The 17,754-nt window shown below is 56.6% G+C and carries 16 protein-coding genes; 8 read left to right on the forward strand and 8 right to left on the reverse strand.

What is annotated here, in order from left to right:
• Nucleotides 1–82: 82 nt before the first annotated feature.
• From RB602_RS10300 to RB602_RS10315, 4 genes are read right to left on the reverse strand one after another with little or no spacing between them, the layout of a single operon-like run.
• Entirely contained in the window at nucleotides 83–1,570 is a 1,488-nt protein-coding gene (locus tag RB602_RS10300; protein WP_317080482.1) for a Ppx/GppA phosphatase family protein, read from the reverse strand.
• An 11-nt stretch (nucleotides 1,571–1,581) separates the two neighbouring features.
• Nucleotides 1,582–3,732: an RNA degradosome polyphosphate kinase gene (locus RB602_RS10305; RefSeq protein ID WP_317084490.1), complete on the reverse strand. Its 2,151-nt coding sequence runs from the start codon at nucleotides 3,730–3,732 to the stop codon at nucleotides 1,582–1,584.
• 5 nt (nucleotides 3,733–3,737) lie between these two features.
• Nucleotides 3,738–4,364: an HdaA/DnaA family protein gene (locus tag RB602_RS10310; RefSeq protein WP_317080483.1), complete on the reverse strand. Its 627-nt coding sequence runs from the start codon at nucleotides 4,362–4,364 to the stop codon at nucleotides 3,738–3,740.
• A 13-nt stretch (nucleotides 4,365–4,377) separates the two neighbouring features.
• Nucleotides 4,378–5,595 carry a heavy-metal-associated domain-containing protein gene (locus tag RB602_RS10315; protein WP_317080484.1) on the reverse strand — a complete coding sequence of 406 codons (1,218 nt, stop codon included), beginning with the start codon at nucleotides 5,593–5,595 and terminating at the stop codon, nucleotides 4,378–4,380.
• Between the two features lie 110 nt (nucleotides 5,596–5,705).
• Between RB602_RS10315 and purM the strand changes: the two genes are divergently transcribed.
• The 4 genes from purM to RB602_RS10335 are packed head-to-tail and all read left to right on the forward strand — an operon-like array spanning nucleotide 5,706 to nucleotide 8,373.
• The gene (gene purM / locus RB602_RS10320; protein WP_317080485.1) at nucleotides 5,706–6,854 is read left to right on the forward strand and encodes a phosphoribosylformylglycinamidine cyclo-ligase; all 1,149 of its coding nucleotides are present in this window, start codon (nucleotides 5,706–5,708) and stop codon (nucleotides 6,852–6,854) included.
• Nucleotides 6,847–7,809 carry a phosphoribosylglycinamide formyltransferase gene (gene purN, locus RB602_RS10325; RefSeq protein WP_317080486.1) on the forward strand — a complete coding sequence of 321 codons (963 nt, stop codon included), beginning with the start codon at nucleotides 6,847–6,849 and terminating at the stop codon, nucleotides 7,807–7,809. The genes purM and purN overlap by 8 nt, the downstream gene beginning before the upstream one ends.
• A 25-nt stretch (nucleotides 7,810–7,834) precedes the next feature.
• A complete protein-coding gene (locus tag RB602_RS10330; protein WP_317080487.1) occupies nucleotides 7,835–8,074 on the forward strand; it encodes a type II toxin-antitoxin system CcdA family antitoxin in 240 nt (79 codons plus the stop codon).
• A complete protein-coding gene (locus RB602_RS10335; protein WP_317080488.1) occupies nucleotides 8,074–8,373 on the forward strand; it encodes a CcdB family protein in 300 nt (99 codons plus the stop codon). The genes RB602_RS10330 and RB602_RS10335 overlap by 1 nt, the downstream gene beginning before the upstream one ends.
• A gap of 64 nt (nucleotides 8,374–8,437) precedes the next feature.
• Here RB602_RS10335 and ndk read toward each other — a convergent pair whose 3' ends face one another.
• The 4 genes from ndk to RB602_RS10355 all read right to left on the reverse strand — a co-directional run bounded on the left by ndk (nucleotide 8,438) and on the right by RB602_RS10355 (nucleotide 11,715).
• Nucleotides 8,438–8,860 carry a nucleoside-diphosphate kinase gene (gene ndk / locus RB602_RS10340; RefSeq protein ID WP_317080490.1) on the reverse strand — a complete coding sequence of 141 codons (423 nt, stop codon included), beginning with the start codon at nucleotides 8,858–8,860 and terminating at the stop codon, nucleotides 8,438–8,440.
• A gap of 104 nt (nucleotides 8,861–8,964) precedes the next feature.
• Nucleotides 8,965–9,474 carry a hypothetical protein gene (locus RB602_RS10345; RefSeq protein WP_317080491.1) on the reverse strand — a complete coding sequence of 170 codons (510 nt, stop codon included), beginning with the start codon at nucleotides 9,472–9,474 and terminating at the stop codon, nucleotides 8,965–8,967.
• Between the two features lie 103 nt (nucleotides 9,475–9,577).
• Nucleotides 9,578–10,027: a DNA polymerase III subunit chi gene (locus tag RB602_RS10350; protein ID WP_317080492.1), complete on the reverse strand. Its 450-nt coding sequence runs from the start codon at nucleotides 10,025–10,027 to the stop codon at nucleotides 9,578–9,580.
• Between the two features lie 218 nt (nucleotides 10,028–10,245).
• Nucleotides 10,246–11,715 carry a leucyl aminopeptidase gene (locus RB602_RS10355; protein WP_317080493.1) on the reverse strand — a complete coding sequence of 490 codons (1,470 nt, stop codon included), beginning with the start codon at nucleotides 11,713–11,715 and terminating at the stop codon, nucleotides 10,246–10,248.
• Between the two features lie 285 nt (nucleotides 11,716–12,000).
• Here RB602_RS10355 and RB602_RS10360 point away from each other — a divergent pair, with 285 nt between their 5' ends.
• The 4 genes from RB602_RS10360 to rsmA all read left to right on the forward strand — a co-directional run bounded on the left by RB602_RS10360 (nucleotide 12,001) and on the right by rsmA (nucleotide 17,585).
• Nucleotides 12,001–14,232, forward strand: coding sequence for an LPS-assembly protein LptD (locus tag RB602_RS10360; RefSeq protein WP_317080494.1), 2,232 nt, complete (start codon nucleotides 12,001–12,003; stop codon nucleotides 14,230–14,232).
• Nucleotides 14,233–14,390: 158 nt separating this feature from the next.
• Nucleotides 14,391–15,755, forward strand: coding sequence for a peptidylprolyl isomerase (locus tag RB602_RS10365; RefSeq protein WP_406568418.1), 1,365 nt, complete (start codon nucleotides 14,391–14,393; stop codon nucleotides 15,753–15,755).
• 8 nt (nucleotides 15,756–15,763) lie between these two features.
• Entirely contained in the window at nucleotides 15,764–16,762 is a 999-nt protein-coding gene (pdxA, locus tag RB602_RS10370) for a 4-hydroxythreonine-4-phosphate dehydrogenase PdxA (RefSeq protein WP_317080495.1), read from the forward strand.
• On the forward strand, nucleotides 16,752–17,585 hold the full coding sequence (gene rsmA, locus RB602_RS10375; protein WP_317080496.1) for a 16S rRNA (adenine(1518)-N(6)/adenine(1519)-N(6))-dimethyltransferase RsmA: 834 nt from the start codon (nucleotides 16,752–16,754) through the stop codon (nucleotides 17,583–17,585). Before pdxA ends, rsmA begins: the two co-directional genes overlap by 11 nt.
• The last annotated feature ends 169 nt before the right edge of the window (nucleotides 17,586–17,754 follow it).

The raw sequence follows: 17,754 nt of genomic DNA on the forward strand, positions 1-17,754 counted from the left end.
GGCAACGGGTCAAAGCCCTGACACTTCTGTGAATAATAGATACGGCATCCGAAGATTACCACTATTTTACAACAATTCCTTGTCAGGCAGCTGAATGGTCAACGCCCAAATAGGCTGAAAGTTTCGCCAAGCGACGCTCAACCCCCTCACCAATCAGGCTATCTTCCTCGCCGGCAACAATGATCGAAAGCCCCTTATCATCGCGCTGTAAATGGCTGTTCTGCAACAGATTATCATGACCGCCGCTAAAGCGTTGCCCCAAACGGATCGCTAGCCCCCAACCCGCGGCGCGCTCCAGCGCTTCAATGCTGCACAGCCGCTCGTCAGCGGTAAACGCTTCGACACCACCACCAAAATTGGTGAACAGGGCCTGGGCCAGCATCGCCCTGCCCGCGCCATCAACGCCAACCCAATTGCCATGCAGCGCGATCTCTAATGCTCGCTCCGAGCGGAAATCGGGATTGGCCTGCCAGCCAATATCGGCGAGATGGCAAGCAGCGAGAAACAGGCGCGCTTCTTCGTCAGAAAGATCAGGAAAGGCAGGCTTGAGCCAGTCAAACAGCTTTTGCCCATCCTGCCCGAAACGCGACTGGTAACGGCCAAAACGCCGGGTGGAATCGAGCAGAGGATCGACCGTCCGTATGTCCTCTGGCATGGCGCTGTAGATCAGCCCTTCGCGCAAGCCATAAGCCGACACAATGATATGCGCCGGTTGTAAAACCTCACAGGCGGCCTGCAGCATCTGCGCCGCCGTCCCCAGATTGGCGATGCGTGATGAGGCCAGACGCGGCACGGCGCGCAGGTCATCGCGCGAGCTGTCCAATATACGCTTGGTTAGCGGCGCAATGCGCTCGACCGGAATCGCATAATTGTGAAACACCGGCAGCGGATAGCCCTGATCGAACATATCGACACGCGCCAGCGCCCGCCACGAACCGCCGACAATATAGAGCGCGCGGCCCTTGCAGCGCCCGGCCCAATCGGCATCGGTAACCAGATCGCCAACATGTCGGCTCAGCGCTTTCTGGCCTTTCTCGCTGATAGCCTTGCTGCGCAACACGCCAATGGGCAGTGACAGGCTATCATCGATGCGATGATCATTCACCTCGGCCAGTTCGAGACTGCCCCCACCCAGATCGCCGACAATGCCATCGGCATCGGGAATTGCTGATAGCACGCCATAGGCGGCCATTTGTGCCTCTTCCGCGCCGCTCAGCACCCGGACATCAAAGCCCAGCGCCGTAACTTCGGCGGCAAAGTCCGCGCCGTTACTGGCATCGCGCACCGCAGCGGTAGCCACGCAGATCGTCTCATTCACATCCCATCCGGCAATTAGCTCGCGAAACCGCTTGATCGCCCGCAAAGCCCGCTCAACGCCCTCGGGCGCCAGCTTGCCGGTGTCATTAATCTCGCTGCCTAGCCCGGCCATAACCTTTTCATTGAAGATCAGCGCCGGATTGCGGCGCGGTCCAGCAAATACCACGAGGCGGATGGAGTTGGAGCCAATATCGATCACCGCAACACTATGGCTGCGGACGACCTTGGGCTTTCTTTTGGCGCGAAACAGCAATCGTCAGACCTTTAACTCTGTCGCCTTACCGGCTGTCTCAGCGTCAGATCAGGCACCTCATCGCTGTTCTTTAGCGCAGCCCCACGACCGGAGAGCGACGGGTTGGTCATAAAATAATGGTGCAGATTGAAAGGCTTATCACTTGGCTCGACGCGGATATATTCGCCCTCGGCATTCAATTCCCAGCTTTGCTCATTGTCGAGCAGATTGGCGAGCATCACCTGTTCGAGCACCTGTTCGTGCACCGTCGGGTTCTCAATCGGCAGCATATATTCCACCCGCCGGTCAAAATTGCGCGGCATCCAGTCGGCTGAGCTGATGAAGACCTGTGCATCATCATTGGGCAGATAGTCCCCGCTGCCAAAGGCCCAGATACGGCTATGCTCGAGGAATCGGCCAATCACCGATTTAACCCGAATATTGTCCGACATGCCCGGCACCTGCGGCTTCAGACAGCAAATTCCGCGAATGATGAGGTCAATCTGCACCCCGGCATTGCTTGCAGTGTAGAGCTTCTCGATAATCGCCGGATCGACCAGCGAGTTCATCTTGGCCCATATTGCGCCGGGTTTGCCTTTGCGCACATGTTCAATCTCGACATCGATCAATTCCATCAGTCGATTGCGCATATCGCGCGGCGACATGGTGAGCAGTTCCAACTGCTTGGGTTCGACATAGCCGGTGATATAGTTGAATAGCTGCGCCGCATCGCGCCCGGCGCGCGGATCGGCAGTGAAGAAGCTCAAATCGGTATAAATCTTGGCGGTGATCGGGTGATAATTGCCGGTGCCAAAGTGGCAATAGGTCTTATAACCCTCGGGTTCGCGGCGCACGACCATCGAAATTTTGGCATGCGTCTTCCACTCGATAAAGCCATAGACGACCTGCACACCGGCGCGCTCCAGAGCGCTGGCCCAGAGCAGATTCTGCTCCTCATCAAAACGCGCTTTGAGCTCGACAACCGCCGTGACCGATTTACCCGCTTCTGCCGCATCAATCAGCGCCCGGATAACCGCAGACTGTTTGCCGGCGCGATAAAGCGTCTGCTTGATCGCAATAACATCGGGATCACGCGCCGCCTGTTGCAGAAAGGCAATCACCACCTCAAAGCTCTCATAAGGGTGGTGGATAACAATATCCTTGCTGCGGATCGCCGCGAAGCAGTCGCCTCCATGCTCACGAATCCGCTCGGGAAAACGCGGCGTATAGGCCGTAAATTTAAGGTCAGGCCGATCCTCATCGACAATCTCTGACAGACCGCCAATGTCTATTATGCCGCTGACAACCGACTTTAGCGCACCGTCAGGCAGAAGTTGCTCTTCCAGCAAACCGATGGTTTCCGCATCAAGGTCAGATGAAATCTCCAGTCGGATCACCTGTCCCCGGCGGCGACGCTTGATCGCGCTGCGGAAATAGCGGACAAGGTCTTCTGCCTCTTCCTCGACCTCGATATCGCTATCGCGGATGATACGGAACAGACCCGAATTCAGCACCTTATATCCGGGAAACAAGGTATCTGCGAAACCGCGCAAAACCTCTTCCAGCGCGACATAGATCGCATCTTTACCAGGGATACGAATAAAGCCTGACATGGTCGGCGGCAGCATGATGAGCTCGCGCACATGATGCTTGTCGACTGCTCGCTGCAGATCAAAGATCAGACTGAGACCCTTGTTCGGGATGAACGGAAAAGGGTGCGCCGGGTCGAGCGCCTGGGGCGTCAGCACCGGAAAAATCTGATCAAGAAAATGCTCGCGCAGCCATTTGATATTATCCGGCTCCAGATCGGCCACGGTCTTGATAGCAATACCCTGATCGACCAGCATGGTTTGCAGCTCGGCCCATACACGCTGTTGACCCTCAGATAGTTCCGCGGTCTTAGCTTCTATTTCCGTCAACTGCTGCACCGGAGTACGGCCATCTACCGAGCGCTGCTCAACCCCCTGCTCCACCTGCCCCACCAGACCGGCAACGCGGACCATGTAAAACTCATCGAGGTTGTTGCCCGAGATGGAGAGGAAACGCAGCCTCTCCAGTAAAGGGTGCGCCGGATTTTGCGCCTCGGCCAACACCCGCTCGTTAAAGCCGAGCCAGCTTAGCTCGCGATTGTTAAACCGCTCGGAACTGATGAAACTGTCTTCACTCTCTTCGCCAGCCAACATCGCCATCATGCTGCTCCTGCCTGATCGGAATCGTCGTCATCATGATCATTAGTGCGCCCAAACAGATCCCGCATCATTGCCATGGTAACAGGCTTGCGCTGCTCAAGCGTTATTCGGTCCAACTCCGTTACCAGATCAGAGACGGCCTGGTAACTGCGTTCGCATCTTGCAGCGGCATATTCCGCCAGTCGCGGCGTAATATCCATCCCGCGCATCCTACCCAGCTTCTCAAATAGCGCGCTAATCATCGCCGCATCGGGCTGGCCGATAATGATATGCTGGGACGCGGCAAGGCGCGATTTGAGATCCGGTAAGGCGATGGCATCCAGCGCAACCGTATCGGGAAAGATGATCAGGATCGGCCGTGATTCCTGCTGCGCCTGATTCCATTTGTGGAATATTTCTGCGGGCTCAATCAGGTGCGCATCATCTACCAATATGCCTTTAGAATCCCGTGCAAAAACCTGCCCCATGCTGGTCTTGCCCGAAGCCTGTGAGCCGAACAGCACCGCGCCCTTATACGGCCAATGCGCCCAGTTTTTCAGCTGGTGAGCAACCTCGGCATTGGCCTCGGTCACCAGATAGTCGGTGCTGGATGGCCGCGATGTCAGGGGCAAGGCGATCTGGCTCATCACCACGCAGCCCTTATCGCGATATCCGTAGAGTGTTTCCGGATTGCTGCACCCGCCATCCGCGCGCTTCAAGCCCCGCACGCAACTGCGCCGCATCGCCGTTAAACTGCACCGACATGACCGATGTGCCACCCAATGCCAGGCTGGAGGTGCTGGCGCTGCTGACGCCCGCTACGCCACGTACTGCCGATTCTGCAGCATTCACCGCAGCGGCATCAGGGCTGGAATATTGCACCGAGAAGCTGTTGACCGTCGCGACCGGATCGGGCGCAGCGGGTTCATCTATAACCGGACCGCTATCCTCAAATTCCTCTTCGAGTTCTTCCAATTCGTCCTCAAGCGGGTCTTCCTCAACACTGTCGATAATCAGCGAGGTGTCAGGTCGCAGCGCACCGCGAGAAAGCGCCGCCACGAACAGAGAGTCCATGCGCTCAACCCCTTCGCGCATCATCTCATCCAAGCCATCGCTATTGTCGGCGCGCAGCTCAAAACTGCCCAATTTGCGACGATCAGGGCCGAAGAAAGCAGTGAAATAGCCTTTGACCGGCCCGCCGGGATATTGCCGCTCCAATCGCACAACCGGGATCAACACATCAGCTGCGCCAAATTGGTCAAGGATCAGCCGCCACCAATTGCGATCGCGCCGTCCCGTCTGCCCCGCTGTCAACAACAGCGAATCGCTGCCCGCACCGCTGGGGCGGACATAATCGATGGAACTTTCCGATGTGCGGAATGTTGCCCAGGCGCGTTGCCAGGGGGTGCGATATTCAAACACCTGTTCGCTGCCGCCGCTGATCATCACCGGTACGAGCAGCATGGGTGCCGAGCGTACCCGGGCGCTGCTTACTCCGAGGATCGAGCCGGCACGGGCACGATCGAACATGATCCCCAGCGTCGCGATATAACGGCGCGGACCAATCTGCTCGCGCTCAACCACAATACCCGACACGATGGAATTGAGCGCCGAATCGCTTAGCCCGGGCGCACTTCCGCCACGATTGGATTGTTTCCACAAGGCCTGCCAGCCTTTACGCTGCGCCTCGCGCCACCCCTTTTGGCGGGCATCTGCCGCATTGTTGCCGGTCACGTTGACGGTAATGCCGCCAACTTCAAAATCACCGCTGCTATTGATCGGAGCAATGCCGCGCTCGGCATCAATCTGGGTCAGGCCAAGGCTGTTCCAGCCGAACAGAGCGAGAAGTCCCAGCAACCCGAACGCCAGCAAAGCCATATGGGATCGTGATAATGTCATTGTTGCGCAGTTCCGGCTTAGTCCGACCCATCCGCAGCCAAGCGGAATATAATGGAAATCATCATGCGAAAGCGTTAGGCGCTGAAAGCATGAACAGCAATAGCAATCCGGATCAAATCCCCGCGGAAAAAACGCCTTCGGGTCAGAGCAAGCCCGATCAGTACAGCTATGCCGATGCCGGCGTGTCAATTGCCGATGGCAATGCTTTGGTCAAAGCGATTGCGCCACTGGCAAAGGCCACTGCGCGGCCCGGAGCGGATTCCGATCTGGGTGGCTTTGGCGGCCTGTTTGATCTCAAAGCCGCAGGCTTTACCGATCCGATACTGGTCGCGGCCAATGATGGCGTTGGCACCAAGGTCAAGCTGGCGATCAGCCACGACCGCCATGATGGCATCGGCCAGGATCTGGTGGCGATGTGCGTTAATGACCTGATTGTGCAAGGCGCGGAACCGCTGTTCTTCCTCGATTATTTTGCCTCGGCCAAGCTGGACAATGCGGTGGCAGAGCGGGTGGTGGCGAGCATCGCCGGTGCCTGCAAACTTGCCGGATGCGCGCTGATCGGTGGCGAAACGGCGGAAATGCCGGGGATGTACCAGCCGGGTGACTATGATCTTGCGGGTTTCTGCGTCGGCGCAGCAGAGCGCGGTGCTCTGATTGACGGCTCCGCGATAGCCCCCGGCGATGTGATTCTGGGGCTGGAATCGTCTGGTGTCCATTCCAACGGCTTTTCGCTGGTGCGCAGACTCGCCGAGGATAAGGGTTGGAAACTCACCCGCCCTGCGCTTTTTGATCATGAGCAACTGTTGATCGATGCCCTGATGGCACCAACCCGCATTTATGTCGCTGCACTTTTGCCGCTGCTGCGCGCTGGCCAGATCAAGGGTCTGGCGCATATTACCGGCGGCGGATTGCTGGAGAACATCCCGCGTGTTTTGCCCGATGGCTGTCATGCGAAGATCGATGCAACCAGTTGGAGCCAGCCGCGGCTAATGGCTTTCCTGCAGGCCGAGGGGAATATCGAACCGGAAGAAATGGCACACACATTCAACTGCGGCATCGGCATGGCGGTGATTGTTGCCCCGGATCAGGCGGAGGAGATTTCCGAGCAGCTAAGCGCGTCGGGCGAAACTGTGCATGATATTGGTCGCATCGACGCGGGCGAAAAAGGTTGCACCGTTTCCGGACCAGCCGGATGCTGGGCGGCGCGAGATGATTGGACGGCAACGCATAATGGCTAAAGCGCGCTTGGCTATCATGATCTCGGGTGTCGGCACCAATATGGCCGCGCTGCTTTATGCCTCACGCGATCCTGATTGCCCCTATGAGGTAGTGCTGGTTGCCAGCAATAATCCTGATGCGCAGGGCTTGAAATTGGCTGAAGCAGAAGGCGTCGCTACCTTTAGTCATGCGCATAAAGGCTTGTCGCGCGAAGAACATGATACGACCATGCACGCAGCGCTCACCGAAGCGAAGGCCGATTATGTCGCTCTGGCAGGCTATATGCGGATTTTAAGCGATGAGTTCGTCAGCAAATGGGCCGAGCGGATGGTCAATATCCATCCCTCGCTTTTGCCCAAATATAAGGGCCTCGACACCCATCAGCGCGCAATTGATGCGGGTGACAGCCATGGCGGCTGTTCGGTGCATCTGGTGACGCCGGAACTGGATGACGGCCCGGTGCTGGACCAGACGCCGGTGGCGATCCTGCCCGATGATGACGTGCATAGCCTGACTGAGCGGGTAAAAATCGCGGAATATCAGCTATACGCCCGCACCCTTTCAGACTATATCGCACGCGAAAATGACCCGGACTGGATACAGCAAAAGGTCGACGGCATTGCGCTCTCTTTGCCCAGCACCCATGCCCGCGAAAGCCATGGCGCGCCCGGATGGCGCGTCGGCAGCGAGAAATCGGGCAAGTTTTTCGCCTATCTCTCAGTCAATCATCATGGCGAGGACCGCGTTGCCCTGTTGGTCAAATGCAGCGGCCCCGACGAGATGATGACGCTGATCGACCAGGAACCCGAAATCTACCACAAGCCCGCCTATTATGGCGCTTCAGGCTGGATAGGCTATCGCCTTGATCGCCAAGGCGTCGACTGGGACCATGTCCGCCAATGGCTGGAACGCAGCTGGCGCAGCGTCGCACCGAAAAGCCTCACCAAGCTGATGGATGCAGCGGAGGAGTTTTGACAACTCGAGGTAATGCGCATATATTATGCGCATGAAACATTCAACGCCGCGCAAAGCCACCAATATAACGCTCGATCCAGTAGCTGTGGATGAAGCGAAGCAACTCGGAATCAACGTGTCGCAGGCTTGTGAGAATGGATTGCGCTCAGAAATCGCAAAAGCCAAAGGGGAGCAGTGGTTAGAAGAAAACCGCGAGGCAATTGATGCATTTAACGAGTGGATTGCTGAAAACGGACTGCCTTTGGAAGAGCATCGCCAATTCTAATGGCGCGCTTTGACGTCTATGAACTGCGCTCCAGCGGTACCATGGTCGTCAACTACCAATCTGACCTGCTTGACCACTACGCAACCCGTTTCATTATACCATTGCTGCCGCCAACAAATTCGAGAAGGCCGACACCGAGACTCAACCCTGTATTCAAGGTGCAGGATAAAGACCTTGTTTTTTATCCTCAATTGGCAGCGACTGTTCGGGCATCGGAGTTAGCTACTCCGATAGACTCATTGGCCGAGCACCATACTGAAATCATTGACGCCATCGATATGCTCATCAGTGGCTTCTAACGTCGCATAAAAAAGCCGCCGGATCGCTCTGGCGGCTTTTCTGAAATCATATCTGGCTTAATGCTTAGCCAACAATCTCGTCTGCGCTGAAGAAGAAATCGATCTCGATCTTCGCGTTTTCGTCGCTGTCTGAGCCATGTACCGAATTGGCTTCGATGCTCTCGGCGAATTCCTTGCGGATGGTGCCTTCGGCAGCATCTGCCGGGTTGGTGGCGCCCATGATGTCGCGGTTGCGCTTCACGGCATCTTCACCTTCCAGAACCTGCACCACAACCGGGCCGCTGGTCATAAAGTCGCACAGTTCACCGTAAAACGGGCGTTCCTTGTGCACGGCATAAAAGCCTTCCGCCTGATCGCGGGTCATGTGGATGCGCTTGGAAGCGACGACGCGCAGACCAGCCTCTTCCAGCTTCTGGGTAACCGCACCGGTAAGGTTGCGGCGGGTGGCATCAGGCTTGATGATCGAGAATGTACGGGTAACGGCCATGGGGGAGAACTCCTGCAAATTAACGGCATATTATGTTTGGCGCGCCTTTAGCTGCGCTATAGCCGCCTTGCAAGGGCGATTGTCTCGCAATGGCCGATAGCCTGTTATTCCGTGATATTGGCGGTCAGATTCACCGTGGTTTTGCCGCTGCCATCAGGCGACGCGACAACCCGCAATTGCTCTTTTTCGCCGCGCTTGGCAGAAAGGATGCTGGCTTTATCCATCGAACCGCTCTGGGTCACAGAAAACCCTGCCGATTCTGCTTCCGCACGATAGGTGCCCATCATGTCATCGGCGGACTGGCTGGTGGTATAAATCACCGTATGGGACGCCATATGCCCCTCATCTTCCATCTTCATATTGGTCATGACTTCGGCATCGGATGCGAGCTTCAGCCCATAGGGTGTATCCTCGGTATTATCATTATCCGTCTTGGCGGTGAAGCTGCCCCCCTTGGTCTCGACATTGAGACTGAGATCGCCACTATCACTGTTGACAGTCATTTCGGCATCGCCATCGCGCAGGGTGATTTCATCGCCACTGCTGCCTTCACCGCCACCGCCGCCACAGGCCGTTACCAACAATGCGCTGCTCAAAATGGCCAGTCTCTTCATGCTTCCGCTCCATAGATGCTGATAGGTTTTGCATAGGCATAAGCGCAATTGTGCTTGCGCGCCACAATCTCGCTGATAATTTACATTGGATAAGGGCGAGGCCTTACCCCTGCTCCACCCAGCGGCGACCATCCTGTTTCCAATAATGCCGGGTGACACCTTCCCTGTCTTTCAGCGACTTCCATGCAGAACGCGCGGCATCGATATGACCGGGTTCAAAGGGGAAGAATATCCGCTCAAACTGATCGCAATGGTCGCGCCACTGACCATCGGCAATGGCGAGGAAGCCGGCCTTGTTCGGCGGCATGTCGCCATCAGCAAGGGCGCGCATCAGCAAGATCGGCTGATCGGCTTCCTGCTCTTCTCCGGCAACGCCATGCGCCAGAAAACTCTCTGGCTTTCTGGTCCAAAGCGCTTCGGAGATCGCATCGATCAGCAACGCATCATCGGCAAGGATGGCCATGCGCTTGTCACCCGCCAGCGTCCGCTCAGCCAGATCGGGCAACAGATGCGCGACGGGATCGCGGGTCAGTTGGTAGAAATCGACCCGCATCCCTAGATTAGCTTGTCAGGCTGTAAGTCTGTCACTTGCCGTATTCCTACCATATCCAACCCCGCGCGAGCGGCAAACATGCCTTTAGTGCACACAAAGCCACTAAGACACAAAAAGCCAAGCCAGTTAAAGCAGCGTCTTAGTGCCTTTTTGGCTTTGTGTGCACTAATACAGCCTTGCTCCCGCTTGCGCGGGATATGAGAGAATAACCAGACCGTCTATTTCTGCTCGAAATTCTCGGCGACCAGTCGGTCAAGCAGACGCACGCCATAGCCGGTCGCGCCCTTGTCCCAGACGGCACCCGGCTTGTCGGCCCAAGCCATACCGGCGATATCCAGATGCGCCCATTTGACGCCATCTTGAATAAAGCGCTGCAGGAATTGCGCGGCAGTAATCGAACCGGCACCGCGCGGCCCAACATTTTTGATATCGGCAATCGGGGAGTCAATCAGCTTGTCATAAGGCTTGCCGAGCGGGAAGCGCCAGACCTGGTCACCCGAAGCGTCCGCTGCGCCATTGAGCATATCGACCAGCCCGTCATCATTGCTGAACATGCCGCAATATTCATGGCCGAGCGAAATAATGATCGCACCGGTCAGCGTTGCAAGGTCAATGACATATTCCGGCTTGTAGGTTTCCTGGCACCAGTGCAGCGCATCGCACAACACCAACCGACCCTCGGCATCGGTGTTGATCACTTCGATGGTCTGGCCTGACATGCTGGTGACGACATCGCCCGGGCGCTGGGCATTGCCATCGGGCATATTTTCTACCAGCCCGCAAATGCCGATAACATGCGCCTTGGCCTTGCGCCCAGCGAGCGCCTTCATCGCACCGGCAACCGCACCGGCACCGCCCATATCCCATTTCATATCTTCCATACCGGCAGCAGGCTTGATCGAAATGCCACCTGTATCAAAGGTCACGCCTTTGCCGACAAAAGCGACCGGTGTCTTATCCGCACCATCAGTGCCATCCCAACGCATCGCCAATATGCGTGCCGGACGTGTTGATCCCTGCGCCACGCCCAAAAGCGCGCCCATGCCGAGTTCTTTCATCTCGGCATCGTCAAGCACACGGATTTCCACGCCCAACTCTTTCAGATGCTCGCAACGCTCAACAAAGCTCTCAGGGTAAAGCACATTGGCCGGTTGTGCGACCAACTCACGGGTGAGGAAAACGCCCTCGGCTATCGCCTTGGCCTGTTCCCAATGGCTTTCAGTGCCCTCAGCCGCGTCCGAAACAGTGAGCGTTTCCAAAGTTGGTTTGGCATCCGCCGCCATGGTGGTACGATAGCGGTCAAAGCGCCAGCTACGCAGCAATATACCAGTCAGCAGGCTGGAGGTGTTTTCAGCCGACAGCGATGATGGCGATGCTGCCAGATCGATATGCGCCGCCGTCACCCCGGAGGTGAGATAGCGTGCGGTGAGCGCCGCACCGGCTTTCTCCAGATCGCGCGCGCCAGCGGTCTTGTCGCCGATACCGATCAGAACAACGCGCAGCGGCGCGCCATCGCCCGCAACAAAAGTCTCAAAAACATCGCCTGCGCGGCCGCGGAAGCGTGCGCCGCGTGCGGCCTCCACCACATGGCCATCCACCGGAAGTGATGCCGTCTTCAGATCATCCGATCCCACGCAATAGCAACGCAGGGCGTCTGCGGAATGACTATCGGAAAAACTGATCTGCATGGGGATACTCCTGAAAATGGATTTTGAACCGAAGAGCGCTGAGCGCTTCGCCAGTCATATAGAAATGCAATGCCCCGGCTTAAAGCGTCTTCATGCATCAGGGTCAATCATTGGATCATATTTCCGGGGAAGTTCGTCTTTCTCACTTTGCCTTTTGCCGCCTTTGTGCAAAAGACCGGCGCAGAAGAGGTGAACCCATTGTCCGGGACGAGACGCAAGAAACATCGCTGTCGCGCCGATTATGCGCGTTTGCGGAGTGCATATTGGTGCGCGGGCACGAGTCTGTTGGCCTGGTCTGCCCTGATTCTGCCTGCAACTGCTGCAGCACAGGAAATAGCGGAGCAACAGACCAATGCTGAAGCAGGATTGCCGGAAGAGACGAGTGAGCAAAGCTCTCCTGAAGCGTCTGATAATGAGCGCGAGGTCGAGTTCTCTGCCGATACCATAAGCTATGACAGCGAAGCCGATGTGGTGACCGCCAGCGGTGACGTCATAATGCGCCGCAAGGGGCAGTTGTTGCGCGCCGAAACGATTATCTGGGATCGCAAAAGCGGTGCGGTTACCGCCGATGGCAATGTCCGTATCATCGATGAACAGGGCGCGGTGCTCTATGGCGACAACATTACCCTGACCGAAGACGTGCGCGAAGGCGTGATCCAGAATATCCTGCTGGTGCTGGATGAAGGCGGCCGCATCGTCGCCAATCAGGGCCAGCGTGACGGCAGCGAGATCATCCTCAACGAAGCCGCCTATACCGCCTGCGCTGTGCAGGACAGTGAAGGCTGCCCGAAATCGCCGAGCTGGCAGATCAAGGCTGTCCGCGTCGCCTATGATGAGGAAGACAAGACGGTCAGATATGAAGGGGCCCGGCTTGAGCTTTTTGGCCTGCCGCTTATCCCGCTCCCCGGTTTCAGCCATCCGATTGACGAGCGCAATCGCTCCGGCCTGCTCGTCCCCAATGGCCGGATCAGCCAGGCCAATGGCCTTGAGTATAGCCAGCCCTATTATTTTGCCCTTGCGCCCAATCGCGATCTGACGGTCACGCCCTACGTCTTTTCCGATGTGTTGCCGATGCTGCAAACCGAGTATCGCGCGCTGACCGAACGAGGCGCCTATCAGCTGACCGGCTATGCCACCGCCAGCTCGCGTATCCCGGTGGGTTCGCGCGAACCGCTGTCATCCGAAGAGGATTTTCGCGGCTATTTTGATGGCGTTGGCAATTTTCAGCTTGATGAGAACTGGAATATATCCTCCTCGATCCGGGTAGCGACAGACCGTACCTTTTTACGCCGCTATGATATCAGCCGTGACGACCGGCTGCGCTCGACTTTTCGCGCTGAACGTATCGACAGTGACAGCTATTTCTCGTTGCAAGGATGGGCGACGCAGACTCTGCGCGTTGATGACCCGCAGGGACAGGTTCCCATCGCCCTGCCGATTGTCGATTTTCGTCAGCGTATGGACGATCCGGTTGCTGGCGGCCAGTTTGAGTTTCGGGTCAATTCCCTCGCTATTGCGCGAACCGAAGGACAGGATACGCAGCGCGCCTTTGCATCGGCACAATGGGATTTGCGCCGGGTGACGCCTGGCGGACAGCTGGTCACCCTGACCGCTTATGGCCGTGGTGATGTCTATAACAGCGATGAGAATGCGCTGACGCAGACACTCGTCTATCGTGGTACCGAGGGCTTTCAGGCGCGCGCGATCGGCTCTGTCGCAGCGGATTTTCAATGGCCCTTTGTCGGCAAAGCCTTTGGCGGCACACAGACGCTGACGCCGCGTGTGCAACTGGTTGCCACCACACCGGGGCAGAATGACGATATCCCCAATGAGGATGCCCGCGCGATTGAGCTGGAGGCGAGCAACCTGTTTGCGCTTAACCGCCTGCCCGGTTTTGACCGGGTCGAGGATGGTTTGCGCGTCGTTTATGGCCTCGACTGGAATCTGCAGCGCCCCGGTCTCAGAATAGACGCCAATATCGGCCAGAGCTATCGCTTCAACAACAAGAGCGATGTTATCCCGGAAGGCACCGGCCTTGCTGAGCAGACCTCGGACATTACCGGTCGCACCGATGTGCGCTTTCGCGATATCGTGAAGTTCAGTCACCGCTATCGGCTCGACAAGGGCAATTTGTCGCTGCGCCGCAACGAGATTGACGCCACAATAGGTTCACGACGCACCTATTTTCAGGTCGGTTATCTGCGCCTGAACCGCGATATCGGCGAGGAAATCGAGGATTTGCAGGATCGCGAGGAGCTGCGTGTCGCTGGTCGTGTGCAGCTTGATCAATATTGGTCAGTCTTTGGCTCTGGCATTTTCGATCTGACGGACGCGCAGGAAGACCCAACCAACTTTTCTGACGGGTTTGAACCGCTGCGCACCCGTCTCGGCATTGCCTATGATGATGACTGTATCTCGCTCGGACTGACCTGGCGGCGCGATTTTGTCAGTATCGGCGATGCCCCGCGCGGCGACAGCTTCCTGCTGCGTTTCCGATTGCGCAACCTTGGAATTTGATTGGCTTGTGTCGTCAACCGACTTGGCATTGTCTACGCTATTGTCTATTCAGCCTCCCAATTCTACTCAGCGTATATTCAGCCAGTTATGGCTAGCCATTGAGGACATGGCATTTTTGAATGCAAGCATTCCCCTTTTTTAACACTGTAAAGATGACGATGAATCAACCAATCAAGGCATTTAGAAAGACACTGAAGGGCTTAGCTGCCGGAATGACCTTCGCCCTGCTCACGGCTACAGCTTTGGCCCAGACAGTCAATGATAGCGAAGTCCCGTCGACTGAGCTCAATCTGCCCGAAAAACTAACAGTTTTTGGTAGTAATGACCCAAATATGCGGCGGGCAACGGCTATCGTTAACGGGGAGATTATTACCGGTACTGATATTGATCAGCGGCTAGCGTTAATCGTCGCCGCAAGCGGCGGCAAAACCCCCAGCGATGAACAACTCAAGAGCTTGAGGCTGGAGGTCCTTCGTAACCTGATCGACGAAACACTTCAGATTCAGGAAGCCGCAGCGAATGACATTGTGATACAGCAAGCGGATATAAACCGAACCTATCAAAGCGTAGCTCAAGGAAACTTCCGTATTGACCCGGCTGAGATGGATGGTTTTCTCCGCAAGAACGGATCATCACCTTACAGCCTGAAGCGTCAAATCATGGGCGAGCTTGCTTGGCAACGGTTGTTAGGGCGCAATGTGCAGCCATTTATCAATGTCTCGGAAGAAGAGGTTCAGTCGATTCTGAAAAGACTTGAAGCTGACAAAGGTACGGAGGAGTACCGCCTGGGCGAGATTTATCTTTCAGCAACACCGAACAACGCGAATGAGATTTTTCAAAATGGCCGCAGAATCATGCAGCAATTGCAGCAGGGGGGAAGTTTTGCCGCCTATGCTCGACAATGGTCCGAGGCTACCACGGCGGCTAGCGGCGGCGATCTGGGCTGGGTCAAATTGCAGTTTCTACCCAATGAGCTAGCCGAAGCCGCTCGCACCATGTCGGTCGGTCAGCTTGCGGGCCCAATTGAGATTCCAGGCGGGTTTTCTATCGTTTATCTGATCGACAAGCGCCAGATCCTAAGCGCGGATCCACGCGATGCCAGACTTAGCCTTAAGCAACTTGCCATTCAGTTTCCGCAAGGAATAGACGAAGGCGATGCCACTAATCGAGCAGCGGCATTTGCTAATGCGGCAAAAGCGATACGAGGTTGTGGCGATGCGGAACGCGCAGCACAACAAGTCGGTGCCACAATTGTCGACAATGACAATGTACGAGTCCGTGATCTTCCTGGTCCTTTGCAACAAACACTACTTAACCTCTCAGTTGGCGAGGCGACTCCGCCATTTGGTTCAGTTAAGGATGGCGTTCGGGTTCTGGTGCTTTGCGGACGTGACGATCCCAAGGTCGCAACTGGTCCTTCAGCCGACGAAATGATGCGGACCATTGAGGACGAGCGGGTAAATAAACGCGCACAGATTTATCTGCGCGATCTGCGCCGTGATGCCGTGATTGAGTATAACTGACCGGGTTTATGACACCAGCCGTTTACGCAATATCATCAGGCGATCCGGCTGGCATCGGGCCGGAAATCATTGGTAAAAGCTGGCTGGCGCGCAAAGAGCATCAGTTGGCACCCTTTTTTGCCATCGGTTGCAGCTGCGCCTTTGAAAGCCTGCCCAACCTTCTGGTCGAGCGTATCTCCAATCCAGAAGAAGCCACCGCATGCTTTGACCGCGCTCTGCCGGTGCTCAACGTACAGGATTGCAGCGAGGTTGTTGCCGGACAGCCCGATACAACCGGTGCGCAATGTGCTTTGCAGGCGTTGGAGCTTGGTGTCGGTCTGGCACGCACCAATGGCGTGGCGGGTATCATCACCGGGCCGGTTTCTAAGGATCAGCTACAGAAAGTAGGCTTTACCCATCCGGGTCAGACCGAATTTATCGCCGAACGCTGCGGGGTGGCCAAAGAGAATGCCGTGATGATGCTGGCCGGGCCGAGCCTCAGGGTGGTGCCCATCACGGTGCATATTCCTGTATCCGAAGTCCCATCGCGATTGACAGCGGAACTGATCAAAGCTCGTGCACGGACGGCTGCCAAGGGCATGCACCGCAATTTTGGTCTTGAGAATCCACGTATTGCTGTTGCCGGGCTCAATCCGCATGCTGGAGAGAATGGCCGACTTGGCAATGAGGAACAGGATATCATTGCTCCCGCCATCGCCGAACTGAGAGAAGAAGGACTGAACATTGTCGGGCCATTGTCGGCCGACACCATGTTCCATGCGGCAGCCAGAGAGAATTACGACGTTGCGCTCTGCCAATATCATGATCAGGCGCTGATCCCCATCAAGGCGCTGCATTTTGATGATGGCGTCAATATGACGCTTGGCCTGCCGATCATCCGTACCTCGCCAGACCATGGCACCGCCTTCAATATTGCCGGGCAAGGCATTGCCAACCCAACGTCCATGATCGCTGCAATCAAAATGGCGATGACAGCGCGCCATCATCGCGATCTGTATGGCGAGTAGCGCAGACCCCGCACTCCCGCCGATCAGAGAGGTCATTGCGCGCCACGGGCTGTCGGCCAGCAAGGCGCTGGGTCAGAATTTCCTGCTTGATGAGCAATTGCTGGACAGGATCGCCGCCATACCCGGCGATCTGGCCGATGCGCATGTGATTGAAATTGGTCCCGGTCCGGGTGGTCTGACGCGTGCCTTGCTGCGCACTGGAGCTCGGGTAACCGCTGTGGAACGGGATTCGCGCTGTCTTCCGGCATTGGCGGAGCTATCCGACTCCTTTGCCGGTCGGCTTACTGTAATAGAGGGCGATGCCACCGCCCTGCCCCTCGATCAGTTGAGCGATGGTCCCTGTCATATCGTTGCCAATCTGCCCTATAATGTCGGCACGGCGCTGCTGGTTGACTGGCTATCGGGCGAAGACTGGCCGCCACTCTGGCAAACACTGACATTGATGTTTCAGCGCGAAGTCGCAGAGCGGATCGTCGCCCAGCCGAACACCGGTGCCTATGGACGCCTAGCGGTTCTGGCCCAGTGGAGAAGTACTGCTAAACTGGCGATGAAAGTGCATCGCAGTGCGTTCACACCACCGCCAAAGGTGATGTCGGCAGTAGTGCATGTCATTCCCGATGAAGCCCCCAACGGCGTGCGTTCTGATATCATCCAAAGCCTCACCGCCGCAGCTTTTGGTCAACGCCGCAAGATGCTGCGGCAAAGCTTGAAATCGGTCCCTGGCGCGCTGGAAGCGCTGGAGGTATGCGATATTAATCCGATGCGGCGTGCTGAAACGCTCAGTGTGCTGGATTTTGTCCGACTTGCGAGAGAACTGCCTTAACTTCCCCGTCAGCCCCGCCCTTCGACTGCCTGCAAGGCAGGCGCTCAGGATAAACTCGGCTTCGCCGAGGCGGGGCTTAGACTTTTTTTGATTCACGCGGAGACGCGAAGGCGCGGAGAAGGTTGTGCTCGGTGCCAAATCTCCGCGCCTTCGCGTCTCCGCGTGAAAA

This window comes from Parasphingorhabdus sp. SCSIO 66989, from assembly GCF_032852305.1.
Lineage (GTDB): Bacteria > Pseudomonadota > Alphaproteobacteria > Sphingomonadales > Sphingomonadaceae > Alterisphingorhabdus > Alterisphingorhabdus coralli.

Coding starts and splice junctions, on each gene's coding strand:
- RB602_RS10305 (WP_317084490.1), bottom strand. CDS start 3,732: ATGTTGGCTGGCGAAGAGAGTGAAGACAGTTTCATCAGTTCCGAGCGG.
- RB602_RS10310 (WP_317080483.1), bottom strand. CDS start 4,364: ATGAGCCAGATCGCCTTGCCCCTGACATCGCGGCCATCCAGCACCGAC.
- RB602_RS10315 (WP_317080484.1), bottom strand. CDS start 5,595: ATGGCTTTGCTGGCGTTCGGGTTGCTGGGACTTCTCGCTCTGTTCGGC.
- purM (WP_317080485.1), top strand. CDS start 5,706: ATGAACAGCAATAGCAATCCGGATCAAATCCCCGCGGAAAAAACGCCT.
- purN (WP_317080486.1), top strand. CDS start 6,847: ATGGCTAAAGCGCGCTTGGCTATCATGATCTCGGGTGTCGGCACCAAT.
- RB602_RS10330 (WP_317080487.1), top strand. CDS start 7,835: ATGCGCATGAAACATTCAACGCCGCGCAAAGCCACCAATATAACGCTC.
- RB602_RS10335 (WP_317080488.1), top strand. CDS start 8,074: ATGGCGCGCTTTGACGTCTATGAACTGCGCTCCAGCGGTACCATGGTC.
- ndk (WP_317080490.1), bottom strand. CDS start 8,860: ATGGCCGTTACCCGTACATTCTCGATCATCAAGCCTGATGCCACCCGC.
- RB602_RS10345 (WP_317080491.1), bottom strand. CDS start 9,474: ATGAAGAGACTGGCCATTTTGAGCAGCGCATTGTTGGTAACGGCCTGT.
- RB602_RS10350 (WP_317080492.1), bottom strand. CDS start 10,027: ATGCGGGTCGATTTCTACCAACTGACCCGCGATCCCGTCGCGCATCTG.
- RB602_RS10355 (WP_317080493.1), bottom strand. CDS start 11,715: ATGCAGATCAGTTTTTCCGATAGTCATTCCGCAGACGCCCTGCGTTGC.
- RB602_RS10365 (WP_406568418.1), top strand. CDS start 14,391: ATGAATCAACCAATCAAGGCATTTAGAAAGACACTGAAGGGCTTAGCT.
- pdxA (WP_317080495.1), top strand. CDS start 15,764: ATGACACCAGCCGTTTACGCAATATCATCAGGCGATCCGGCTGGCATC.
- rsmA (WP_317080496.1), top strand. CDS start 16,752: ATGGCGAGTAGCGCAGACCCCGCACTCCCGCCGATCAGAGAGGTCATT.